Here is a 26151-nt window from a genome sequence, read left to right as displayed (position 1 = left end):
TTGCATTAAAACAAGATTTTTATGTAGTAAAGTTATTGCACTAACTTTAAAATAAAAATGAAAAATGCATTAATTAACAAACATTTAAAACGATCCAAAAAAATATAGCGCAAATAATAAAATAGAAAATAGTACTTTTGTCCGTCATTAAAGAACCGAAAATTAAAAAATGGAAATAGTTATCAAGCTTTCTCAATTTTTATTGAGCTTATCATTACTTATTATACTTCACGAATTAGGGCATTTCATTCCTGCAAAATTATTCAAAACCAGAGTCGAGAAATTTTATTTATTTTTTGACGTTAAATATTCCCTTCTAAAAAAGAAAATTGGCGAAACCGAATACGGAATTGGTTGGCTGCCTCTTGGCGGTTACGTGAAAATATCCGGTATGATTGACGAAAGCATGGACAAGGAACAAATGGCTCTGCCTCCACAACCATGGGAATTTAGATCCAAACCGGCTTGGCAACGTTTGATTATAATGTTAGGTGGTGTAACAGTCAACTTTATACTTGCTTTCATCATATATATAGGTATGGCTTATGCTTATGGAGATTCCTATATTGCAAATGCCGATATGAAAGACGGTCTTTTGATCGAAAATCAAGCAATGATTAATGCCGGATTCAAATCTGGCGATAAAATAGTAGCTGTTGATGGTGAAAAAATTGTACGTTTTGACAAAGAAATAAGCTCTAAAGTTATTTTGGCTAAACAAGTGGTTATTGAACGAAATGGCGTGCAAGAAACAATTAAAATGCCAAATGATTTTGTGGATCAATTGTCAAAATTCGAGAAAGCTCCATTAGCTACTATCAGAATCCCATTCGTTATCGGAAACGTACCTGACGAATCTTTAAACAAAGACCTTAAAGTAAAGGATATTCTTTTGTCTCTAAATGGGCAAACAACAAAATATCTTGATCAAGCCAAAGTAATTTTAGAAAACAACAAAAACAAAACCATTACAGCATTAGTTTTGAGAGATCAGAAACAAGTAGCTGTAAACGTAAAAGTAAACAATGAAGGTAAATTAGGCGTTCAACTTGGTGGTTTGGGTCTTGAATCTTTAGAAAAATTAGGTTATTACAAAATTACTCATCAAAAATACAGTTTCATGGAATCGATTCCTTTTGGAATTGAAAAAGGGAAAGACCAATTGGTGGGATATGGAAAACAATTAAAAATGATTTTCAATCCAGAGACTAAAGCTTACAAACAAGTAGGTGGTTTTAAAGCCATATTTGACATTTTCCCAAGTTCTTGGAGCTGGGAAGTTTTCTGGAGCATCACAGCAATATTATCCATTATGCTTGGAGTTATGAACTTATTGCCTATTCCGGCACTAGATGGAGGTCACGTAATGTTTTTATTGTTTGAAATCGTGAGCGGTAAAAAACCAAGTGACAAATTCTTGGAGAATGCCCAAATGGTTGGTTTTGTATTACTTATCAGCCTATTGCTTTTTGCTAATGGAAACGATATTTATAAAGCGATTGTAGGCAAATAAAAAAGAATGTTATTTTTGCTTTTTTTGTTTGCTACATTTAAATTTAATCCTATATTTGCACTCGCTAAAAAGAGCAACAACTTCCTCCTTAGCTCAGTTGGTTAGAGCATCTGACTGTTAATCAGAGGGTCCTTGGTTCGAGCCCAAGAGGGGGAGCAAACTTTTTTTAGCAAACATATTTACCTTTAAGGTGATTCCTCCTTAGCTCAGTTGGTTAGAGCATCTGACTGTTAATCAGAGGGTCCTTGGTTCGAGCCCAAGAGGGGGAGCTTAATAAAAAGACTATCAGTAATGATGGTCTTTTTTTTTATTTACAATTCTTTTTAAAACCTCTTCAATATTTAAGAATTATTCAAAAGCTCGTTATGAAAACGAAATTGCATGAGGGATGGAAATGGCATCCTTTTCTTTTCCTCCTTTAGAAAAAGAAAAGATATAATGGACAGCCCGACCCTTGTGGTCATGCCCAAATTATAAATAAACTCCACAACACCTTGTTATGGATACAAATTAGAATTTCTTTCTGGAAAATCTTATGTCCTCAACATCGAAACAACTTAATGATTAAGATATTAATACTACTTTCATTTGAAGTTTGTTTAATAAATTACTAAATTGGTACTCAACTAGTTTGTGCAATTTATAGAAAAACGTTTTTCAATATTTTCATAAACTAAAGCACTTCAAAATGTAAACTTATTTGAATCATTAATTTTCTCCGTTATGAAAAGACTCTCTATTCCTTTCGTGTTTATAGCATTGATTTTTTCTTTGATATGCTGTCAAAACAACAAATTATCAAATAACGACAACAATCAAATCGATGGTCATCCCGCTTGGATAATGCAAGGCAATATTTATGAGGTCAACGTTCGTCAATACACACCCGAAGGAACTTTTAATGCATTTGCAAAACACCTTGACCGATTAAAAGCAATGGGAGTCCAAACGATTTGGTTCATGCCTATTAACCCTATTAGTAAATTGGACAGAAAAGGCTCTTTGGGAAGCTATTATGCCGTTTCAGATTATACCGCAATTAACCCTGAATTTGGAACAATGGATGACTTTAAGAAATTGGTACAATCCATACACGATAAAGGAATGAAAGTATTAATTGATTGGGTACCAAATCACACCGGCGCTGACCATCGATGGATTACACAACATCCCGACTTTTTTGTAAAAGACAGCTCTGGAAAACCGGCAGTCGCATTTGACTGGAACGATACGAGACAATTAAATTACAAGAATCAAGTATTGCAAGACAGTATGGTTCGCGCGATGAAATACTGGATTGAAGACACTGATATTGATGGATTCCGATGTGATGTTGCCTGGAACGTTCCAGCTTCTTTTTGGCGTAAATCGATTCCGGAATTAAAAAAAATGAAGAATGTCTTTATGCTTGCCGAAGGAGACAGCACTTATCTTCCTAAAAGTGGCTTCGATGCGGTTTACCCTTGGCACATGTTTAAAATGATGGAAAAAGTAGCCAAAGGTGAAAAATCAGCACTTGTCTTGGACAGCATCAATACCGAAAATGAAACTTTATATCCCAAAAATACGATTCAAATGTATTTCACAAGTAATCATGATGAAAACAGTTGGAATCATGCCGATTTTGGAACCTTTCCAGGGGTTATTCACGAGCCTTTTGCCATATTTACACAAACTATGAAAAACAGTGTCCCCCTAATTTACAGCGGACAAGAAGAACCGATTTTAAGGGCATTGAAGTTTTTCGACAAAGACCCCATGACGTTTAAAAATTTTCAAAGAGAGAAATTCTACAAGACATTGCTGAATCTAAGAAAAAACAACGAAGCCCTTTCCGCTAATGCCTCCTTCAAAAAAGTAAACTTGGGAGACGACAAAGCGATTTATGCCTATGTAAGAGAGAAGGGAAGTAAAAAAGTTTTGGTTATTCTTAATTTTTCTGCAAGCGAACAGACGATATCCATAAAAGACGCTACTTTGACAGGAAAAGCACATAATATTTTTAAAGGAAATGAAGAAACTTTAAGCTCCAAAGAATGGAAAATGAAACCTTGGGGTTATGAAGTTTACGAATATTAATTTCTAAAAAATCAAACCCCTATGAAATTATACTTGTCTATAGCCTTGTTTTTTATTTCGCTTCTGGGATTTTCACAAGATGTGTACCAACCTAAAAAATATGTCGAATTACAACATCCTGAATGGAGCAAAAATGCGACAATCTACGAAGTAAACATTCGACAGTTCACTCCAGAAGGCACTTTCAAAGCTTTTGTAACCCATTTGCCAAGATTAAAAGCTTTGGGCGTAGATATTATTTGGCTCATGCCTATTCATCCCATTGGCGAAAAGAATCGAAAAGGAACTTTGGGAAGTTATTATGCCGTGAAAGATTATTATGGCGTGAATCCTGAATACGGCAGTTTAGCCGATTTGAAGGCCTTGGTAGATAAAATTCATGCGATGGGAATGCACGTAATTTTGGATTGGGTTGCCAATCATTCGGCTACAGACAATGCATTAGTCAAACAACATCCCGATTGGTACATCAAGGACGAAGCAGGGAATTTTGAACCGACACCTTGGCGCGATTACGATGACATTATAGATTTTGATTACCAACAACCTGGAATTCGAAAATACATGACCGATGCATTGAAATATTGGGTTAAAGAAACCAATATCGATGGTTACCGCTGTGATGTCGCAAGTTTTATGCCTTTGGATTTCTGGGAAAACGCAAGAAAAGAACTCGACGCGATAAAACCGGTATTTATGCTGGCCGAATCAGAAACATTTGATTTACACCGAAAAGCTTTCGATATGACTTACGCCTGGAGTTTATGGGATTGCCTACATAAAATAACCACTCAAAAAACGACTATTCAAAGTCTTACCGAAGGATATATCGCAGAGCACGTGAGCATTTTTCCCGAAGCTGGTTATCGAATGGCTTTTTTAGACAATCATGATAAAAATTCATGGGAAGGCAATGTGTTTAAAAACTTTGGCGACGGACTAAAACCATCCATGGTTCTAATAGGAACCATTGACGGTATGCCTATGTTGTATAGTGGTCAAGAATCGGGGCTGGATCGTTCTCTAAATTTTTTCGACAAAGATCCCATAACTTGGAAAGAACATGAAAATGGTGCTATTTTCAAAAAATTATTTGAATTGAAACACCGCAATCAAGCGCTTTGGAATGGCGATTGGGGAGGAAAAATGGTTCGCATAAAAAACAACCAAATGTCAAATGTGATTTCATTCTCCAGAACCAAAGGCAAAGACAACGTAATTGTAATCATTAATTTCAGCGACCAGGCGAAAGAAGTCATTTTAGAAAACGAATACCACAAAGGAAAATACACAGAATTGTTTACATCCAAAAATTATGAATTTAGTGGTAAAGATAAATTACAGCTGACTCCTTGGGGATATTTGGTTTTGGAAAGAAATTAATTTAATATAGTCAAATCAATTTATTCAAAAAATATAGCGCATTATGTCCCGCCCTAAAAAAGCTATCAGAAATGATGGCTTTTTTTGCACTCTAAACTCAACTCCTTTTATCCAAAAAATCCAAATCTTAGCTTATTATCTTAACCTCCAAGATGGACTATAAGAGATTGCTCCATTCTTTGCAAAAACTAACACTAAAAAAAAACCGCTGCCAAAACTACAAGATACCCACTATCAAATAGCTATGTTCTCAAAAGTCAATTTAGCGAATGCGAAATCAAAAAAAAATCCAAACAAAAAAATTAGATTTATCAAAAAAAGATTGGCTAAAAAAGAAATTGACATAAATTATAAAATAATCACACCGATGTCGATTTCAGTGATAATAATTTAATAATTTAGTCCTAAACACGGCCCAAAAAGCCATATTATACCAGAATATTAATTATTTAATACTGAGAAATATGATGAAATTGATGCCACAGCTAAACCCAAAAGGGTGGGACGAAATGTTCTCGAATGAAGGCGTTAGAGATTCTTACGCTCAGGTCCTTCAAACGTTACAAAATCTAAATCCTGAAAGTCTAAACGACAAACAGATTCAGGCTTCGGACTTGTTTATGAATCAAGGTATAACATTTACAGTTTATAGCGACAATAACCAAGGAATAGAAAGAATTTTTCCGTTTGACATCATTCCAAGAATCATCACAAAAGCCGAATGGAGCGAAGTGGAAACCGGAATCAAACAAAGATTAAAAGCCCTTAATTTATTTTTAGAAGATGTTTATAATGGACAACACATTATAAAAGATGGTATAATCCCAGCTTCATTGGTAGCGTCTTGTCCTCATTATATACAAGAAGTTCATGGGATAAAAGTACCCCATAATATTCATGTGCATATCGCCGGAATTGATTTAATCCGAGGTGCAAAAGGAGAATTCTACGTACTTGAAGACAACCTGCGATGTCCCAGCGGTGTAAGTTACATGTTGGAAAACCGTGAAATTACCAAACGAATTTTTCCAGATATGCTTACCTCCAATAAAGTAAGCATGGTAGGAAGTTATCCGATGATATTTCACAATATATTGGTTTCGTTATCCCCACGAAACGTATCTAATCCCAACGTTGTTTTACTTACACCGGGAGTCTATAATTCGGCTTATTATGAGCATACTTTTTTAGCCAGACAAATGGGAATTCCACTTGTGGAGGGAAGAGACTTGGTGGTTAATAACAATAAAGTCTATATGAAAACTACTTCGGGATTACAACAAGTGGATGTTATTTACCGCCGTTTGGACGATGAATATCTTGATCCGTTGGTTTTCAAACCTGAAAGCACACTGGGCGTACCAGGACTTATTAGTGCCTACCGTCATGGAAATGTGGCCTTGGTAAATGCTGTTGGCAATGGCGTTGCCGATGACAAAGCGGTCTATGCCTATGTCCCAGATATGATAAAATATTACCTTAACGAAGAACCAATACTTAAAAATGTTCCAACATACCAAATGGAAAACAGAGAGGAAAGAGAACTAGTATTTGCCGATATGGAAAATATGGTAATCAAAGAAACTAACGGAAGTGGGGGATATGGAATGATTATGGGAAATAAGGCTACGCAAGAAGAACTTGAAAATGGTAAAACAGCCATTTTGGCCAATCCCAGAAATTTTATCGCACAACCTATCATTCAACTCAGCACCGTCCCCTGTTTAATAGATGGCCAATTGAAATTACGCCATGTAGATCTAAGACCGTATGCTTTATGTGGACCCAATGGAGTAGAGATTGTGCCTGGAGGATTAACTCGAGTCGCATTGACAGAAGGTTCATTGGTCGTCAACTCTTCGCAAGGAGGAGGGAGTAAAGACACTTGGATCATAAAGTAATTTCATTTTAATTTTTAAAATGAATCAAAATGAAAACAGAAGCCTTAAACACAGAAAAAAACGAAAGCAATAAGTTTGCCTTTTTACCCGAAATGGTTTTAGAACATTTAAACGACGCGAAACCAACTGAAACTACAGTAGAAAACACAAATGAGCCTGAAGTTAAAAAAATAACAATAACAGCCGATCCTGAAATACCAAATTTAGATTCAATTCCAATTCCTGAAATTGTTACAAAAAAAGAAGAAATAAAACCTATTAAAACTGTAGAGGAACCCAATTTGGAAGTACCAAAAAGTGAAATAGAAGAAAATTTAATCAAGCGATTTATAAATAAAATCAAAATCTATTAATCTCAATTTTAAAATCAATTCAAATGAAAACAACTATGCTAAGTGGAGTTACAAACGGGATGTTTTTACTCAACAATTACACAGAATCTCAGGCTCCTATCATAGAGTCAATAATAGAAACCATTGTAGAACCTATTATTTTCAAATGCTAAAAAAGAGCATTGTTTAGACCACAGTTTTCGATAGTTGTGAACTCGTAAGATATACGGGCTGTCGATTTATGGGATTGCGTGAGGGATTACTTCACTATATATTTATTTTCATTGGAGTTCAGTGAATTTCATTTGAACAAGGCGCCATGCGCTCGTGATAGCCCGTCGCTGTTGAGCTAAGGGGCTGTATAAGCAGTGCTAAAAGTATTCCTCTTTGCTCAACAGGGTCACGCCCACACGAGCTTTAGCGAACTGACGAAGTAAATAATTTTGCTGAAAAAATTACAATTTATAAATCGAATCATATGAAAGCAAATATGCTAAGTCGAGTGGCAGACGGAATGTTCTGGCTCCACAGATATATGGAAAGAACCGATGGCATGTTACTAACTCTTAACACCAGTTACATTCTATCATTTGACAAAGAAACCGATGATTGTCAGGGCTACAAACCTTTATTAAAATATTATACCGATTTGACATACGACCAAATAAACGAAGTGCAATACGACACCAACTTTGTGCTGAAATACATTATCTGCGATAGTTTGAATCACAATTCTGTTAAAAATTTAGTTGTGAAAGCCCGTGAAAATGCCAGAGGTTCTCAAGACAAAATAACAAAAGAACTCTGGGAACATATCAATTCGCTGTATCATTTCATGAACTCCCCTGATCTTCCCAAAAAACTGGAAACATCAGATGCCTTGCAGATTGTAAGCAAACTAAATAAAGATCTCTTACTTTACAACGGCATATTGCATGTAACCATGCCAAGAGGACTTGGATGGAGCTTTTCGAATATAGGAAAACTGATAGAAAGGTGCCTACAAACCATCTCTATGACACAAGCTTATTACGCCCCTATCAATTATAATTTGGACGGAAATGAAGACGTAATGTACTGGAGAAGATTATTGCTATCCTTATCGGGTTACGAGTTGTACCTAAAGAGTTATAGTAATATCAAACACAATCGAAAGGTCGTACAGCACGTTATTTTCAACCAAGACTTTGCTCATTCTGTGATCTTTACACTCGAATTAATTAATAAATATTTGGATTGCCTTGTGAAAGACAGTGAAATAAGTGAAGCCCGAACATTATACAATCAATTTGGACGATTAAAAAGCTACATAGCCTTTACCGACTATCATCACTTGACGGATAAACAACTGGAAGAAGTTCTAGAAACTACAAAAACACAGCTTACCCAGTTTTCTGTCGATTTCTCGAAATTATTTTTCTCCTACACCTAATTTCCTATGGCAATATTCAAAATAGTTCATATTACAAAATACCAATACAACTGGCCCATAAAAGAAAGTATAAACGAGGTACGTTTGTTTCCCAATCATTTTGACAATCAAGACGTACTCGATTACCAACTCTTAATCACCCATGATCCTAAAGTAGAATATTACCAAGATTATTACGGCAATCGAGTTGCAAATTTTAATAATCTGGAATCGCATGAAGAAATGGTTATCGAATCTAGAATGACTGTTCGAGTTAATCATTCGCTAAAAATACCTGAAATCGACAACACAACTGTTGAAGATCTATTGAAACAAAAAAGTGAAAACATAACCTTATTAAGGCTGAGTTATCCCGAATCCATTCAAAAACAAAACGAGATTGAAGCTATTTTGGCAGCTATAGATGTAGTCAATAAACCAGTCATAAACATTGCTCAATTATGCAATCAATACATATTTGACAATTTTACCTATACCAAAGGAATCACCAATATAGAAACCACTATCGATGAAATTTTAGAACTCAAAAAAGGAGTTTGCCAAGATTTTGCACACGTATTGCTACAACTGTTAAGAACTGTTGGCATTCCGTCCAGATATGTAAGTGGCTATATTTGTCCAAACGAAAGTGGTTTAAGGGGCGAAGGGGCAACTCATGCCTGGGTCGAAATTTACACTCCCACTCAAGGCTGGCTTGGGCTCGATCCCACCAATAATATCTGGACTATGGACAATCACGTAAAACTAGCCGTAGGCAGTGATTTTTGCGATTGCACACCAATCAAAGGAACGTTCAAAGGACTTGCCAGACAGACACTCTCCGTATGCGTCTCCATAGGCTATGAGGACGGCAGGCATTATGAAGAAATAAACGATGTTCAACTTGAAGAAATTCCACAGGAAATAAACGAGCAAATAAATTATATCGAACAACAGCAACAACAATAACAACCTGATTATTATGTTAATTTGGAGCAGAAACATTTGGCTTTTTTGGCAATATTGTCCCGCTTTCCGTTACAATCTCCCGAAAAAAATCGGGAGGATTTCCACTTCTATCGGGGCTAAAGAGAAAGATTTTGCCTTTTTACCATCATCCAAAAAAGAAAAAACAACAATAATCGACCTCCGCTTATAAAGTTTATTTCTAAAATAAATGCCTTACCAAATGAAATTCATAGAATTAGAAATCAAATTTGAGCTGTACCACCACTGTTTTTTTGATTTCGGTATTAAGGTTGCTTAAGGAAATTCCGAGAAGTCGCACCGAATCTTTCATTTTTTCCTGATACAACAATTCCTTGACCGTTTCATAAATCAGCGCTTTATCCGAAATGAAATAAGGCATTGTTTTGCTACGCGTCTGTTGGGTAAAATCGCTGTACTTTATTTTAAGGGTAATTGTTTTGCCGGAAATTTGATGTTTTTTTAAACGTCGTTCCAATTCAGATGCGATTCTTTCGAGCTTTTCCAACATAAATATTTCAGAAGAAAGATTAATGTCAAAAGTATGCTCAGCGGCCACGGATTTTGTAATCCGATTGGATTTCACTTCACTGTTGTGAATTCCCCTAACAACATTATAATAAAACCCACCCGACTTCCCGAAATGCTTTTCCAGAAATTCCACTGATTTTCCTTTTAAATCCAATCCCGTAAAAATTCCAAGCTGAAACATTTTTTCGGTGGTAACCTTCCCTACTCCGTAGAATTTTTGGATGGGCAATTGCTCCAAAAAAGAAATCACTTCATCTGGATTGACCGTTTTTTGTCCGTTAGGTTTATTGTAATCACTGGCAATTTTGGCCACAAATTTATTAACCGAAATTCCCGCCGAAGCTGTTAGTCCAACTTCATTGAATATTCTTTCCCTAATTTCCTGTGCCAATAAACTGGCGCTGGGATTACCTTTTTTATTTTTGGTAACATCCAGATAGGCTTCATCAAGCGAAAGAGGCTCGATCAAATCCGTATAATCACGGAATATTTTATGGATCTTCTTTGAGATTTCTTTATAGCGATCAAAACGAGGTCTTACAAAAATAAGTTCCGGGCAGTTTTTTTTGGCCAAAAAGCCACTTATGGCAGAACGAACACCAAATTTTCTGGCTTCATAACTGGCCGCAGAAACGACTCCCCGATTCTCGGCTCCTCCAACTGCAATAGGCTTTCCACGCAACTCAGGATTGTCCATTTGCTCCACAGAAGCATAGAAGGCATCCATGTCGATGTGTATGATTTTTCTATGTGGAAACGGTTCGGACATGTTACAAATTTAGAAACGTTTTGAAAAAAATGGAACGACAGAACTGTTAAAAAATAAATGAATATCTTTGATGAACGCAACTAGCCCAGATGGAAACGGCATCCTTTTTCTTTTTTCTTTAAAAAGAAAAAGATATAGTGTACAGCTGGATTAAGCTCCTAAAAATATACAAATGCTAGAAATAGAAAGAAAATTTTTGGTCACTTCAGACACTTTCAAAGAAGAATCTTTTGCCCAAAACAGAATAAAGCAAGGCTATTTAAGTTCAGTTCCCGAAAGAACCGTAAGAGTGCGCGTGAAAGGAAACAAAGGCTTTTTGACCATAAAAGGAATCTCAAACGAATCGGGAATGTCCCGTTTTGAATGGGAAAAGGAAATCCCTATTGATGAGGCCGAAAAATTATTGCTTTTATGCGAATCTGGCGTAATTGACAAAACCCGATTTGAAGTCAAAACGGGTAGTCATATTATTGAAATTGATGAGTTTTATGGTGAGAATCAAGGACTGATTATGGCTGAAGTCGAGCTAAAATCCGAAACTGAATCTTTTGAAAAACCAATTTGGCTTGGCGAAGAAGTTACGAATGATAAACGATATTACAATGCCTACTTAAGCAACAATCCTTTTAAGAATTGGTGATTTTATTTTTGTAATTCCTCTATTTTTACGATTACCGCACCACTGCTTTTATTGGAAGTAATATCCATAAAAGCTTTTTTACTTAAATCAATTTCTCTTCCTCTTGCAAAAGGACCGCGATCAATCACCTCTACTATTACCGATTTTCCATTGGCTTCATTGGTAATTCTGAGCTTGGTACCAAAAGGGAATTTTCTATGGGCTGCAGTTAATTTTTTATTATCAAATCGTTTTCCGCTTGCTGTTCTTTTACCATTAAACTTGTCATGATAATAAGAGGCGTGGGCATTTTTTTTGAAGAATACAAACTTTCCGGTTTCAACAATTACAGAATCTGGGGCGATTGTTACTGGTGTAAACTCTTTTTCGACAACTTTAGTAGTTTTTTTTACAGTGTCTTTATTGATGGAAAATTTTTTGCTGTTTATAATGGTACTTTGACTACTTACCAAACCAATATTGGCCAGTAAAAATAAAAGCGTGATTATTTTTTTCATTTATAGTTTATTAGGTGAAACTTTGAATTGCAAAAAAATTATGGGTAAAAAAAAGTCCTTTTCAGGACTTTTAAAAATGGGTTTAAAACCACAAGGACCAAGGGATTCTACTTAAAATAAGTACTAATCCTAAACCGTAAAATATAGAGAAGGTTTTGAATTTTGATTCGCTAGTCGTTAATTTTTTATGTTTTGACCAACCAATTGTAATCAAAACGATAGCAATGATATTAATTAATGGATGTTCCAATGAAGTTAAACGCAATGCTTTATCAGACATTTGCCCAAATGAGGCCAATCCTAGCGGAGAAACAAAATACAAGATTATACCAACCAATAATTGAACGTGTATTCCAATTAATCCAAACAAAGCAATTTTTCTGTCTTTTGGAGTAAATTCTTTTTTTGAAGACATTCCTATTATGGCATTAATAACCGCGATAACAAGAACTAACAATGCAATATAAGCCCAACCTGAGTGAAATTTTTGTAAAATCGTGTACATAAATATTTTTTTAATTTAAACAAATATAAGCAAAAAAGTCATAAAAAAACCCCAATACACTAAAAAGCGATTGGGGTTTTGTGAACTGTATTTTGATTTTTTTTTTAGAAATCGTAACGTAAACTAAAGTTCCAAGTTCTTCCAAATCCGAAGAAAACTTGGTTAGCATTTGCTACGCCATTATATGTTTTTCCTGCAGATGCATAAGTAGGTCCAGATGTACCCGAAACAAAATCATCAGCGAAGATGTTAGATCTAGATTCAGCAATATAAATTTCATCAAATACGTTGTTTACATTTATTCTGAAATTTACTGATTTATCCTTTTTAGCTCCAACAAGCATTTTATATGAGAATCCTGCATCAACTAATCCGTAAGATGGCAATTCTAAAGATCCTTTATTGTCAATCTTTGTGAATTTTTCAGGAGAAATTGCTGCATATAAATGGTTATTATAGTTGTAATTAGCATCCAAAGTAACTCTTTCAAAAACTTCATAAGAAGCTCCCAAAGAAGCAGTCATTTGAGCAGCATCACCTACTTTAACTTTATCTAAATATAAAAGTGCTTTACTCAATTCTACGTTAGCAGAATTGTATAATGTTGAATTAGCATTACCACTGTATTCCCAGTTTCCAAAAGAGAACATTCCATTAACTTTGAATTTATCGGTAATTCTAGCGTTTCCTTCAAATTCAGCTCCCATGTGTGTTTCACTAATTCCTGTATAATCATAATACCCACCACTATTAGTAGCTGTATTAGAATCATTTATTCTTAAATTTCTATCATCCCAAGTAGTATAATAAACATTTACATTGGCAGAGAAAATTCCAGAACGGAAACCGTAACCACCTTCAATACTCATGATTTTTTCATTTACCAAATATGGATTCACTATAGAAGCATTTCCAGGATATACCGCATTAAAAAACGGTTGTTTTGAATAATACCCAGCATTAGCAAAAACATTATGCTGTTCGTTGATATTATAGTTTACTCCTCCTTTTACATTACCACCAAGTATGTTTTCGTAATCAGTAGAAGAAAGTGGATCAGAACTTAAATATTTAAAGTAATCTACTCTTTTGAAACCTTGTTGAGAAACAGCACCTTGAATGAATGCAGTCAAATTATCTTTAGAATACTCTAATTGAGTAAAAGCACCATACCAGTTTACATTTCCATCATTGTAAAAATTGATTTTATCTCCAGCTGTAGCATTTGAAAAAGGATTCCCAGAAGGACTCACAGTATACGTATTAGTCAAAACTCTATTTGGATTATTCTTATCATTATTATCAAAATAAACATCTGCGCCTAGCAAATTATTTAAATTTTGATAGTGAATACCCACATAAGTTCTAGCATCAACCCCTAAATCCCAAGTTATGTTCTCTGTGAATTTTTTATTGAAATTGATTACACCACCATACCAGTCATGAGAATTGATAGATGAAATTTGAGAAATACCTGAAGTGCTATTATAAACATATGGATCAGTTGCTGTTCCAGCACCTTTTCTACCTGTATCTGAACTGTTTTGAAAATTACCATTAATTTCCGTTCTAGTTCTAGCCACTCCATTAATCATAACTGTTTGACCAGAGTTGTAGGCCTGAATTTTATCAAAATCCACTAAACCATCAGCAGTTCTAAAAGCATCTGCCGTATAAGATGAACCTCTAACTCCTCCAGCACCTCTAGCTCCACCTCCACGGCCCCAAGAACCATAAAGAACAGTAGACAATTTTGAAGTCTCGTTTATTTTGTAATCCCAGTTAAAAGAACCAACTGGTTTATGGAAATAGTTTCTTGTCATACTAAACTTTTCTCCATTCAAATATCCCCAATCAGAGTTGTATCTTATATTTGGCTCTCCATCAACTCCATATTTTTGATACTGAGCGATAGTAATACTTGAATTTCTTTGGTTGTGCCATTGTGGCGCTCCTGTAAAAGTAAATTGAAAATCGTGTTTGTTGTCTTTTGTAGTATAACCCAAAGCTATAAAATAGTTATCTCCTACAAAATCAGTTCCATCTACATATCCATCTCCCATTGTGTGGCTGTATAAAACAGAAGCTGAAAGTCCATTCTCCAATTTACCAGTAGAATAAGAAGCTTGTGTTTTTAGATAATTTGCATTTCCAAAAGAAGACCCAATAGAACCCCCTTCTTTTTGATCAGAAGTTTTAGTCAATATATTTATTGTTCCTCCAACAGATGCAATAGCCAATTTTGAAGATCCTAAACCTCTTTGTACTTGCATAGCAGAAGTTACATCAGATAATCCAGCCCAGTTACTCCAATATACAGAACTGTTTTCCATATCATTAACAGGTACACCATTAATCATAACGGCAATGTTATTTTGACTAAATCCACGAATACTAATTCTTGAATCTCCGAATCCACCACCACCTTTTACAGCATAAACTGAAGGAGTGTTCTTTAAAACTTCAGGAAATTCTTGAGTTCCAAGTTTTTGTTGAATTTCTGTTGCTCTAATAGTCGAAACAGCAACAGGTGTTTTTCTGTCTTTTGCAACGTCTACAACAGTTGACTTAACAACTATTTCACTCAACTGATTAGAATTAGACACCAAAACAATGTTCCCTAAATCTGTAGTTCCATTGTTTGAAGTTGTAAAATTAACAGTTTGGTTATCGTAACCAATGTAAGAAATAATTAATTGCCCAGCATTTACAGTAGAACTAATGGTAAATTTACCATCAAAACCTGTTGAAGCAGCTGCTGATGTACCTTTAATAGCAACATTTGCTCCAGGTAATGGACCTTGTCCATCTGTAATAGTTCCAGTAATTTTTCCTTGTGAAAATACGGTCGAAACCATCAAAAACAGTAATCCAGAGAGTAACCAACTTTTCATTGTCTTCATTCTTGTTATTTTAAATATTTTTGGCAAAATTATAACATTTGAACGAATTAATGTTAAGAAAGCTTTAAGAAATTGCACTTTTAATAACTTTCATACCCATAAAAAGCATATTACAATTTTATCGTTAATGTTTTATCATTTTTACTAATTAAAATTTAAAATTATAAGAATTTCATATTAAAAACGACAGGTCAAATTCTACTTTTCTTATTTTCTAAAAAAAATGTAACTTATTGGAATAAAAAAAGCTCTGATTTTAAAAAAATCAGAGCTTTTTACCTATTTAAAACGATCTACTTATTATTCAAAAAATGATTTAATAAGAATTTTGTAGAACTATCGTGACTCTTAACTTGTTTGGTATGAATCTCCTCTAATATTGAATTAGCCAATTGCTTTCCAAGTTCAACTCCCCATTGATCAAAACTAAATATATTCCAAATAATACCTTGCACAAAGATTTTATGTTCATACATCGCAATCAGAGACCCTAATGATTTTGGTGTCAATTTTTGAATCAAAATTGTATTGGTTGGTTTATTTCCAGTAAACACTTTAAACGGCAAAAGAACACTTGCTTTCTCAGCACTCAATCCTTGTTTGTCAAACTCAGCTTGAACTTGTTCTTCTGATTTTCCATTCATCAAAGCTTCTGTCTGCGCAAAAAAGTTCGACATCAATTTATCATGATGATCGTCATTTCCATATAAAGGTTTTACAAATCCAATAAAATCAGAAGGGATCAATTTCGTCCCTTGGTGTATTAACTGAAAAAAGGCATGCTGTGCATTGGTTCCAGGTTCGCCCCAAATAATAGTTCCCGTTTCGTAGTTTACCGGTTTCCCATTACGCCCTACACTCTTACCGTTACTTTCCATTGTTCCTTGTTGTAAATAAGGAGCCAGTTTTTGCAAATATTGTGTATAAGGAATCAAAGCTTCACTCTCGGCACCAAAGAAATTATTATACCAAACACTCAATAAGGCAAGTGTTACAGGAATATTTTTGTCAAAATCAGCTGTTTTGAAATGTTCGTCCATTTCATTGGCTCCACTTAACAAATCGTTGAAATTATCAAAACCAACCGCTAAACTTATAGAAAGCCCTACTGCACTCCATAAAGAAAAACGTCCTCCAACCCAGTCCCACATTGGGAATACGTTGTCAGGATTGATTCCGAATTCAGTTACTTTCTGTATATTGGTAGAAACCGCCACAAAATGTTTTGCAACATCCTCTTGGCTGGCCGATTTTAAAAACCAAGCTTTAATGGTTTCAGAATTTGTTAAAGTCTCTTGAGTTGTAAATGTTTTGGAAACAATCACAAATAAGGTAGTTTCTGGATTTAACTTTTTAATAATTTCATTTACGTGATCCCCATCAACATTAGATGCAAAATGTACATTTAAATGATTTTTATAATATTGTAAAGCTTCAACTGCCATAACAGGTCCTAAATCTGAACCACCAATACCAATATTAACGATATCTGTAAATGGCTTCCCTGTATATCCTGTTCTTTGTCCAGAAGTTATTTCGTTTGTAAATGATTTTACTTTGTTTTTCACAGCATATACTTCTGGCATCACATTGATCCCATCCACATTAATTACAGCTGATTCTTTGGCACGCAAAGCAGTATGTAAAACAGCTCTATTTTCTGTTTGATTAATAATTGCTCCTCCAAAATAATCGGAAATAGCATTTTTCAAACCTGTTTCGTTTGCTAACTCAAGTAACAAATCAATTGTTTCCTGATTAATTCTATTTTTAGAGTAATCAACCAAAAAATCATTCCATTTCAAATGGAACTTTTCGGTTCTTGAAGAATCGGCTTGAAACATTGCTGTCATCGAAGCCTTTTGTGTTTCATTATAGTGTGCTTGCAGTTTTTTCCAAGCAGAAGTTTCAGTTGGGTTTATTGTATTTAAAGCCATTTTAATTCTAGTTTTTTATAATTGTGCAAATTTACTGAAATAAGTTTGATTGGACTAAAATCAGTACATTATATAACAATTAAATATCAAATTAAAAGAATAAATTAACTTGGTTTAAATAAGCCTGAAAATCGCTTCTATAAATTGGAAACACTGTCCAATTCAAATTTCAATGGCTCTATTTTCTTTAAGAAACGTTCTTTGTTTTTTGGGTTCATAGGTTCCCCATTTGGTAATTTCAAACGTAATGCATCGACCTGAACACCATTTTTCCAAAAACGATAACATACGTGTGGACCAGTTGCCAATCCTGTACTTCCAACCAATCCAATAGTTTGTCCTTGATTAACATGTTGCCCGCGTCTTACTAATATTCGAGACATGTGTAAATATTGAGTGGAGTAAACCTTGTTGTGTTTTACTTTCACAAAGTTACCATTACCAGCCGTATAGCCCGTTTGTTCGACTATTCCAGCAGCAGTCGTAGAAATTGGTGTCCCATAAGGTGCCGCATAATCGGTTCCTTTGTGGGCTTTCCATATTTGTTGTACAGGATGAAAACGATTAGAACTAAAATGAGAAGTAATACGACTAAATTTAATTGGTGTTTTAAGGAAAAAATTCTTCAGTGTTTTTCCATCTTCATCATAATAATCAACTTTACCCGAACCCAGATTTTGTTCAAATGGGAAAGCATAAATAATCTTCCCTTTATATTCAAAAAAAGCAGCCTCAAGACTATCTACACCATCATAAATAGAATCATTGATATATCTTTCGGTAAAGGTCAATCCAAATCGGTCTCCCTTTTTTACTTTAAAGAAATCGATAGACCAAGCAAAAATCTTAGAAATTCTCGTTGCCAAAGCCCCTTCAACATTAGCTGATTCCAAAGTCTCGGATAACGACCCTTTTAAGACTCCGCCAATAGTTCGACGTTTTAACGTTAAAGGTTTTGTCTTTTTATATGCCTTTGCAATTGAATCCCTCAAATCAATCACATAATAATTTAAAGCATCTGGCTGGTATATAAAGACATCCAGCGTATTGGTTTTATTCTTGGAACGAAGCAGTGTGTAATGTTTATTAATTCTAATGGTACGCACATCGAAAGTGTCTTTCACTTGGGCAACAATATCAAATACTTTTTTGTCTCCAATGTTTTGATTTTGCAAAATACTCCCAAAAGTATCTCCTGACTTTACAGAATCCAGAACAACATTAAAATCAGAAAATTTAAAACCAAAATCACTCTTTTTTGACTTTGGAATTACTTGATTTTCCACAACATCCTCACTCCTATTACAGGATATCAAGGAAAACAGCACTACTAAAATTACAATTACCTGCTTCAAGTTATCTCTTTTTAATCTTTAGTTTTCTACTCCCCAATTAGCCAATTCCTCTTCACTCCATAATTCCGGGAAGAAGATTCTTCTTTGATATCTTGGGTGCATATATTTTTTCCAATCACTTCCTCCAGTTGCCTCACCATCTCCTTTTCCACTATCAATATACTTTCTGGCGGCATTTAAATGTCCCATTACCCAAGTAATATTTACCGTGTGATCGTAATGACGCATGGCTTTAACCAATTCAGGGTTTTCGCGATCAGATTCTGGTAATTGTTTAAATTTCTGCCAAAGGTTTATAGTGTTATATTCTTCCATTTGGGTCAAAAATGCAGCTTTGTATTTGCGTTCAAACTCCAATAACAAATAAGACTTCTCTCCAGTTTGATGGTCTTTACCAGCAGCTTGCCAATACATGTGATTCAAAGCATGTTCGTATGGTGTATTTCTATCAATACTTGCTCTAAAACGGTAATCGATAAGATTAATTAAATCCGTTGAAGCTATTTCTATCATTCTATATTGTGCGCTTTGAAAACCACTTGCTGGAGTTAACGTATTTCTAAATTTCATATACTGTTCAACCTCCATACCATCTCCCATAATATCAAAAGAAGTGGTAAGCATGTCAAAGTAACGGCTAATTCTCATTAATCGCTCTGTAAAAAAATCGGTTGTCAGTTTTTCAGCATAGGAAATTTGATGCATTTCCCAAAGTATCATTTTAAAAAGTAATTCATTGACTTGATGATACATGATAAAAACCATTTCATCCGGAAGCGTTGTTCTTTGAATCTGTAAATTCAACAATGCATCAGTTTGAATATAATCCCAATAAGTTATCGGTTTTGACCAAAGCAATCCTTCAAGATGTGTCTCCGTTTTTTGATTTATTTTTTGAAATTTTTGATCAATTTCATCCAAAATTGATGCAGTGGTATCATTTATTGTCATTTTGCTTTTAATTTAAACGGATTATTCAATCCTTTGTACTCTTCCAAATCAGCTTTAATCGACCCTACCAAGAGACTCGCTTTTATTCTAAGTGGAATCTTGTTATAGTCGTCTGAAATCCAAACCGTTAAACTTTCCTCTTCCTTAAATATCCGCCCAGACTGTACTAAAGGTCTAAAAATCATCGCAGAAACAACGCCAAATTTAGTTTTAATATCTTCTCTACCTATAAATTTTAACTTAAATTTTGTAGTCTCATTGTCGAAAAACATATCGATAATTATCGAATCACCTGTTTTTATTTTATTGATATTCGGATAATTTCGTAGATAATAAAATGACGACAATATGTCTTGTGTGTTTTTGGAAAAGTCAAATGTTTTTTCGGTTTTGTGCTTGTAGTCTTTCACCAAGACTTTATTAGTTTTTTGATTAAAGAATCCTTCTTGATTCTTAGTATATCCGCCTTCGTCTATTTTTCTAACAAATCTGTATGGATTTCTAGTATCCTTATCAATGTAGCTTTCATAAACATCTTGAACATCAAAAAAAAATTTAGTCATGCCGGTTGAAAAGCCTTTTCCTATAACGTGAAAAACAGGCTGACCACTTAATGTTTCGTCTTTGACTTCAAGTGTGGCATAACCGGCATTTAATAGCCCATAATGCACTCTAAATTTTAGATATTCACCTCCTGAAAAGGCTTCATCTTTCTCATTATCGAAACCTAAAGTGAAGACCACTAACAAGAAAATTATAATTTTTTTCATGGATTCGATACATTACAACTAAAATAACCTCAAATGTATTAAAACAAAAAAACTCAGTCAAATTAATGACTGAGTTTTTATGCTATTAACTAACCAAAAAACTATAAATTATGAAAATTTATATGAAACTAAGAAGGAAACCACCCCTTCCTGATTTGCGAGTGCAAAAGTACACCATCAATCAACGTTTTCTTAGCAAAAAATCAAGTTTAACACAACATTTGCAACTTTAAGGGTTATTTAACTATTATTTTTTTTGATAATGCAAAAAAAATGAAATTTTACAGAGTTCCTCGCAATTGCTGTTCGCGTTCAATTGACTCAAAAAGTGCTTTAAAGTTCCCTGCACCAAATCCTTTGGCACCCATTCTTTGAATAATTTCAAAAAACAAAGTTGGACGGTCTTGAACTGGTTTGGTGAAAATTTGCAATAAATAACCATCTTCATCGGCATCTACCATAATGGCCAGTTTTTCTATCTCGTTCAAATCCTCTTTCATCATATCCATATGCACTCCCAATCTTTCTGGAATCGCTTCATAATAAGTATGTGGTGGTGGTGATAAAAATTCTACGCCTCTAGCTTTTAATTGTGAAACTGTTTTTATGATATCATCGGTGGCGATGGCGATGTGCTGAATTCCAGGTCCTCCATAGAAATCCAAGTATTCTTCAATTTGTGATTTTTTCTTTCCTTCGGCTGGTTCATTAATAGGGAATTTGATTCTTCCGTTTCCGTTTGACATCACTTTACTCATCAAAGCCGAATATTCGGTATTGATTTGTTTGTCATCGAAAGAAAGGAAATTAACAAATCCCATTACGTCTTCATAGAATTTCACCCAAGTATTCATTTCGTTCCAACCCACATTTCCAACCATGTGATCTATATATTTCAGACCTGTTGGTTCCGGATTGTAATCGGATTTCCATTCTTTATATCCTGGCAAGAAAATACCGTTGTAGTTTTTTCTTTCTACAAAAATATGAACTGTTTCTCCGTAAGTATAAATACCAGAACGCACTACTTCTCCAAACTCATCTTGCTCGACTGTTGGTTCCATAAATGAGCGAGCACCACGCTTCATTGTTTCTTCGTAAGCGCTTCTTGCATCTTCTACCCAAAGCGCAGCTACTTTTACTCCATCACCGTGTTTTTTTAAATGATCGTGAAGTGGTGAATCTTGCGTTAATGGAGTGGTTAAAACAATTCGGATTTTGTCTTGTTTTAATACATAAGACGCCCTGTCTTTTACTCCTGTTTCCAATCCGGCATACGCCAATGATTGATAACCAAAAGCGGTTTTATAATAATGTGCAGATTGCTTTGCGTTACCTACATAGAACTCGACATAATCGGTTCCTAAAAGCGGAAGGAAATCTTGTGCTCCTTCGAATATTTTCTCTAATCCGTATTCTACTGATTTTACTTCTTTTGCCATTGTGTTTATTTTTTTGATTCGGAATTTTTTATGATTCCAGAAAATGTTATTGATTGTTCTAAAGCCCTAGCCCTGATAGTAATGGAAATCCTTTTATTTTTTTCTTTAAAAAATAAAAGATTACTTCACTTAACTTTCATTTTAAGCGGAGTTCAGTGAACTTCGTTTGCAACGGATAGCAGGAATAGCTCCTAATTAATTTATTAAATGTGATTTTCGTTCTTCGAGATGATTTACTCTACCCAAGATTTATAGTATTGTCCATCGTCTATTCCCATAGCTTCCTCGGTTACCATAAGCGGACGGAAGGTATCGACCATTACGGCCAATTCCTGAGTATCCTTGTGTCCGATGCTACGTTCCATAGCACCTGGAGCGGGTCCATGTGGAATTCCTTTTGGGTGTAATGTAATGTGTCCTTGCTCTATATTGTTACGGCTCATGAAATCGCCATCTACATAATACAACACCTCGTCACTATCAATATTACTGTGATTGTATGGTGCAGGAATGGATTTTGGGTGGTAATCGTAAAGTCTTGGCACGAAAGAACAAACCACAAAAGTGCCTGTCTCGAATGTTTGGTGGACCGGTGGCGGTTGGTGTACACGCCCCGTTATAGGTTCAAAATTGTGAATCGAAAATCCGTACGGAAAGTTGTAACCGTCCCAACCCACAACGTCAAAAGGATGTGTTGCATAAACTACTTCATGCATCATTCCTTCTTTTTTCATTTTGATGACAAAATCTCCTTTTTCATCATGTGATTCTAATTCGTTTGGCAAAATAAAATCACGCTCACAAAATGGAGAATGTTCCAAGTGTTGTCCCGATTCATTTTTATAGCGTTTTGGTGTATAAAAAGGAGAATAGGATTCTACATAAAACAAACGATTGTCTTCGGTTTCAAATTCGATTTGGTAAATGATTCCGCGTGGAATAATCAAATAATCACCATACTCAAAAGGAATATTCCCAAGCATGGTTCTAAGCTTTCCTTTGCCTTTGTGTATAAAAATCATTTCATCGGCATCGGCATTTTTATAGAAATAATTAGTCAATGATTTTCTAGGCGCTGCCAATCCTATGATGCAATCCCTATTGACCAACATTGCTTTTCGGCTGTCCAAGAAATCATCTTCGGGTTTCAATTCGAAGCCTTTTAACAATAATGATTTTATGTTTTTCCCGATCGCAATTTTGGGCTCAACGGAATACGATTTTAAAATTTCTTTGACCTGAGTCGGTCGATGAATATGATAGGACAAGGAAGAATGTCCATGAAAACCCTCTGTTCCAAATAGTTGTTCGTAATACAAACCTCCATTTGGTTTTTCAAACTGGGTGTGTCTTTTAGGAGGAATATTTCCTAGTTTATGATATATTGGCATAACAATTTAAATTAGATAGTAAACAATTCGTAAAAATCGTAGCGTCAAATAGTTTGCTTTTTTTAAACAAAACTTTGATATACACAATCAAGTATTCAATTCTTTGACAATACTAATAGGCTAATTGCACCAATAAAATCACTCTGGATTTCTTTTGATTAAGAATTGAAGATACTCTAATAAACCTGTCCAATTTGTTTTCATAATTACAAATATCGTAATTTTTATTTAAAAAAATACAAATTAAAATATAAATCCGACACTGATCCAAAGATAGGAATTTGAGGTTTCCGGAGACCAGGAATATTTTACTTCGACTGGACCAATAACAGTTTCCAATCCGTAACCCAACGCATATCCCGAATACTTGGGCAATGAAATCCAATCCAAGGAATCGTATAAATCATCTTCTAAATTGGCATAATTCGCCGAAAGATTAAGATGATTCTTTTTGAAAATTTCAAAGTCAAGTGTAATACTGGTTTCCAAATAACTATTGCCCGCAATACTTAAGTAATCATAACCATAAAAATACTTGAAATTATTGGTGTTATTAAATCCATAACCCCCCAAAATAAAGTCAAAATAAGGCAAACTTTTATTTCCAATTGAAGCTCCAGCTTCTGCCTGAAGTTTTATTGTTGTATTCTTAAAAATTGTTCTTGCAATACCAGCTTCGGCACTTACAATAGAAAAGGGTTCAAAATTTGCTGTACTTTCAGAAGAAAACATATAAAACTGTTGATTTCCTGAAAAATACCAGCCTTTTTTAGGAAAATATTTGTTGTCGTAAGAATCGTATTTTATATATCCAAAGAGACTAAAATAATTGCTTTTGGTAATCGTTGGCTCTACTTCTAGCGTTTCAGAAGTAATGTCAAGATATTCAAATTCGGCCCCAACTCCAATAAGGAATTTTTGTGCAAATACGGATTGAATATAAATCTGATTAGAAAAATCAAGATAATCAATATTTATAGAATTTGTTCCGTCGCTATTATAGGTTATCACACTCACCGGAATGTTTTTATTAAATCGGTTTAATTGGGATTTGAAACCATAACTCAATTGGTATCCATTATCAATATAGTAGTCAAAATAATACCTTACGTTATCTCCCAAAACCAAATCGGCAGATAAAAAGTCATTTTTAAAAAACGTTTTTTTATTGGTCACATTAGCCAAAATAGCACTTTTGTACAAACCATCGTAATGCAATCCAAATTTCAAATTTGTTTTTATAGGACTTTCGGTTAAGGTGAGAATCAAATCATCATGCTCTCCATTTTTCTCAAAATAATAACTCACAGCACTAAAATTTTGAGTAGCATTAAGATTGTTTATTCCAGTTTCCAAGTTTCTAAAACTTATTTTGGATCCAGGCTTAAAGTTTAATTTCCCGATAATATAATCTCTGGAAAAATTTTGGAGTTCATTGGTTTTAATATCCACAATCGTTAAGCTATCCGTTTCCACTTTCAATTTGGGCTTGTGATAAGGATTCGCTTTATCTGCTAAAAGTTCAATTTTTTCAAACACAGCAAAAGTAGCGTCTTCTCCTTTTTTAATAATTTCTGCAGCTTTGTCAAAGGTTACCACTCCGTAATTTTTCACGTCAGGTTTGATATAAACTTCCGTTAGATTTGCATTTGTTTTCATTCTTTCAATCATCTGCAAATTGGTGATTTGAAAGAAAATTTTTGAAGCACTTCTTAATTCGTCTTTACTGAGTAAACCTGATTGCACGTCTACTCCTATTATTATATCGGCCCCCATTTTTCGAACTTCTTCAATAGGATAATTATTAATTACCCCTCCATCAACAATAAGGTTATTATCGATTACAACTGGCGCAAATATAGAAGGCAAAGAAGAACTTCCCGTTATTGCCTGAGCCAAAATTCCTTTGTCAAAAACCACTTGCTCTCCAAGGGCAATATTGGTTCCTACACACAAAAAAGGAATTGGCAGTTCATTAAAATTACGAACATGTCGAACAGGCAATGTCAATCTGCTTAATAAATTGAAGTTATACATCCCTTTTGACAATGCCTCTGGCGCACCAATAATCAATTTATTAAACGGAAGCGTCAACGCATATAATTCGTCATTTCTCTTTTCATAAAAATTCTTGGAAGATCGGGGAATATAATCGTTCAGGACATTACTGAAATTGGTCACATCAATAATAGAATCGATTTGTTTAGCATTATATCCCATTGCATAAAGTCCGCCTATAACGGCTCCCATACTGGTTCCGCCAATGTAATCTATCTTTATTCCTGCATCTTCCAATACATTTAAAACACCAATATGAGCAAACCCTTTGGCTCCGCCTCCGCTCAACACTAAGCCTATTTTAGGCTTTTTGAGTGTGTCTTGGGAAAATGAATTCAAACAAGTAAAAAACAAAAGAATAAAAATCAGTATTCTATACATAAAGGGCAAATTACTTTGTTTTGTAAAAGTCGGTAATTTTTTTGGCTTTTGACACACCTATAACGTCAGAAATTTCTTTTTCGGTTGCCAATTTCAATCTTTTAACACTTTTAAAATGTTGAATTAATGTCTGCATCGTTTTTTCACCAATTCCAGGAATACTTTCTATAGAAGAATTGAGTGCTGCCTTACTCCTTTTATCGCGATGAAATGTAATTCCAAAACGATGCGCTTCATTTCGCAATTGCTGAATGACTTTCAAAGTTTCTGATTTTTTATCCAAATATAAAGGGATTGAATCTCCAGGATAAAACAACTCTTCCAATCTTTTGGCAATACCAATAATGGCAATTTTACCTCGTAACCCCAAAGCGTCAATACTTTTTAATGCCGATGACAATTGTCCTTTTCCTCC

The 26151-nt window shown here is 34.5% G+C and carries 21 protein-coding genes and 2 tRNA genes; 11 read left to right on the top strand and 12 right to left on the bottom strand.

Going from position 1 to position 26151, the window contains the following annotated elements; genetic code table 11:
- The first annotated feature begins 169 nt into the window (after window positions 1-169).
- The 10 genes from rseP (at window position 170) to VFS71_RS01340 (ending at window position 9588) form a co-directional block, all read left to right on the top strand.
- On the top strand, window positions 170-1513 hold the full coding sequence (gene rseP / locus VFS71_RS01385; protein ID WP_326398888.1) for an RIP metalloprotease RseP: 1344 nt from the start codon (window positions 170-172) through the stop codon (window positions 1511-1513).
- Between the two features lie 82 nt (window positions 1514-1595).
- Window positions 1596-1669: transfer RNA gene (locus VFS71_RS01380), tRNA-Asn, on the top strand.
- Window positions 1670-1708: 39 nt separating this feature from the next.
- Window positions 1709-1782: transfer RNA gene (locus VFS71_RS01375), tRNA-Asn, on the top strand.
- A gap of 454 nt (window positions 1783-2236) precedes the next feature.
- Window positions 2237-3592, top strand: coding sequence for an alpha-amylase family glycosyl hydrolase (locus VFS71_RS01370; RefSeq protein ID WP_326398886.1), 1356 nt, complete (start codon window positions 2237-2239; stop codon window positions 3590-3592).
- A gap of 21 nt (window positions 3593-3613) precedes the next feature.
- Entirely contained in the window at window positions 3614-4975 is a 1362-nt protein-coding gene (locus VFS71_RS01365; RefSeq protein ID WP_326398885.1) for an alpha-amylase family glycosyl hydrolase, read from the top strand.
- Window positions 4976-5439: 464 nt separating this feature from the next.
- Window positions 5440-6876, top strand: a complete 1437-nt coding sequence (locus tag VFS71_RS01360) for a circularly permuted type 2 ATP-grasp protein (RefSeq protein WP_326398883.1) — start codon at window positions 5440-5442, stop codon at window positions 6874-6876.
- 29 nt (window positions 6877-6905) lie between these two features.
- A complete protein-coding gene (locus VFS71_RS01355; RefSeq protein ID WP_326398882.1) occupies window positions 6906-7229 on the top strand; it encodes a hypothetical protein in 324 nt (107 codons plus the stop codon).
- A gap of 23 nt (window positions 7230-7252) precedes the next feature.
- Complete coding sequence (locus VFS71_RS01350; protein WP_326398881.1) at window positions 7253-7381, top strand: hypothetical protein; 129 nt, start codon at window positions 7253-7255, stop codon at window positions 7379-7381.
- Between the two features lie 305 nt (window positions 7382-7686).
- Window positions 7687-8640 (top strand): alpha-E domain-containing protein, encoded by a 954-nt coding sequence (locus VFS71_RS01345; RefSeq protein WP_326398880.1) that lies wholly within the window; start codon window positions 7687-7689, stop codon window positions 8638-8640.
- A 6-nt stretch (window positions 8641-8646) separates the two neighbouring features.
- Window positions 8647-9588: a transglutaminase family protein gene (locus VFS71_RS01340; RefSeq protein WP_326398879.1), complete on the top strand. Its 942-nt coding sequence runs from the start codon at window positions 8647-8649 to the stop codon at window positions 9586-9588.
- Window positions 9589-9823: 235 nt separating this feature from the next.
- Here the strand turns inward: VFS71_RS01340 and dinB are convergent, their stop codons facing one another.
- Window positions 9824-10906, bottom strand: coding sequence for a DNA polymerase IV (dinB, locus tag VFS71_RS01335; RefSeq protein WP_326398877.1), 1083 nt, complete (start codon window positions 10904-10906; stop codon window positions 9824-9826).
- 172 nt (window positions 10907-11078) lie between these two features.
- Here dinB and VFS71_RS01330 point away from each other — a divergent pair, with 172 nt between their 5' ends.
- Window positions 11079-11546: a CYTH domain-containing protein gene (locus VFS71_RS01330; protein WP_326398876.1), complete on the top strand. Its 468-nt coding sequence runs from the start codon at window positions 11079-11081 to the stop codon at window positions 11544-11546.
- A 2-nt stretch (window positions 11547-11548) separates the two neighbouring features.
- Here the strand turns inward: VFS71_RS01330 and VFS71_RS01325 are convergent, their stop codons facing one another.
- From VFS71_RS01325 to VFS71_RS01275, 11 genes are all read right to left on the bottom strand, one after another.
- Window positions 11549-12043: a septal ring lytic transglycosylase RlpA family protein gene (locus VFS71_RS01325; protein WP_326398874.1), complete on the bottom strand. Its 495-nt coding sequence runs from the start codon at window positions 12041-12043 to the stop codon at window positions 11549-11551.
- 82 nt (window positions 12044-12125) lie between these two features.
- Window positions 12126-12548, bottom strand: coding sequence for a hypothetical protein (locus VFS71_RS01320; protein ID WP_173503031.1), 423 nt, complete (start codon window positions 12546-12548; stop codon window positions 12126-12128).
- Window positions 12549-12652: 104 nt separating this feature from the next.
- Window positions 12653-15451 (bottom strand): TonB-dependent receptor, encoded by a 2799-nt coding sequence (locus tag VFS71_RS01315; RefSeq protein WP_326398873.1) that lies wholly within the window; start codon window positions 15449-15451, stop codon window positions 12653-12655.
- Window positions 15452-15744: 293 nt separating this feature from the next.
- On the bottom strand, window positions 15745-17388 hold the full coding sequence (pgi, locus tag VFS71_RS01310) for a glucose-6-phosphate isomerase (RefSeq protein WP_326398872.1): 1644 nt from the start codon (window positions 17386-17388) through the stop codon (window positions 15745-15747).
- Between the two features lie 137 nt (window positions 17389-17525).
- The gene (locus VFS71_RS01305; RefSeq protein WP_326398871.1) at window positions 17526-18743 is read right to left on the bottom strand and encodes a M23 family metallopeptidase; all 1218 of its coding nucleotides are present in this window, start codon (window positions 18741-18743) and stop codon (window positions 17526-17528) included.
- 18 nt (window positions 18744-18761) lie between these two features.
- Window positions 18762-19694 carry a tryptophan 2,3-dioxygenase family protein gene (locus VFS71_RS01300; RefSeq protein WP_326398869.1) on the bottom strand — a complete coding sequence of 311 codons (933 nt, stop codon included), beginning with the start codon at window positions 19692-19694 and terminating at the stop codon, window positions 18762-18764.
- Complete coding sequence (locus VFS71_RS01295; protein ID WP_326398868.1) at window positions 19691-20464, bottom strand: DUF3108 domain-containing protein; 774 nt, start codon at window positions 20462-20464, stop codon at window positions 19691-19693. The genes VFS71_RS01300 and VFS71_RS01295 overlap by 4 nt, the downstream gene beginning before the upstream one ends.
- 281 nt (window positions 20465-20745) lie before the next feature.
- Window positions 20746-21906: a 4-hydroxyphenylpyruvate dioxygenase gene (gene hppD, locus VFS71_RS01290; RefSeq protein WP_326398866.1), complete on the bottom strand. Its 1161-nt coding sequence runs from the start codon at window positions 21904-21906 to the stop codon at window positions 20746-20748.
- Between the two features lie 233 nt (window positions 21907-22139).
- Window positions 22140-23297 (bottom strand): homogentisate 1,2-dioxygenase, encoded by a 1158-nt coding sequence (locus VFS71_RS01285; RefSeq protein ID WP_326398865.1) that lies wholly within the window; start codon window positions 23295-23297, stop codon window positions 22140-22142.
- 243 nt (window positions 23298-23540) lie between these two features.
- A complete protein-coding gene (locus VFS71_RS01280; protein WP_326398864.1) occupies window positions 23541-25736 on the bottom strand; it encodes a patatin-like phospholipase family protein in 2196 nt (731 codons plus the stop codon).
- 10 nt (window positions 25737-25746) lie between these two features.
- On the bottom strand, window positions 25747-26151 hold a 405-nt coding region (locus VFS71_RS01275), incomplete at its 5' end, for a helix-hairpin-helix domain-containing protein (protein WP_326398863.1).

It is taken from the genome of Flavobacterium sp., assembly GCF_035760125.1.
Classification (GTDB): domain Bacteria; phylum Bacteroidota; class Bacteroidia; order Flavobacteriales; family Flavobacteriaceae; genus Flavobacterium.
The sequence above is the reverse complement of the archived record's forward strand: the minus strand, read 5'-3'. Positions and strand labels throughout refer to the sequence as shown.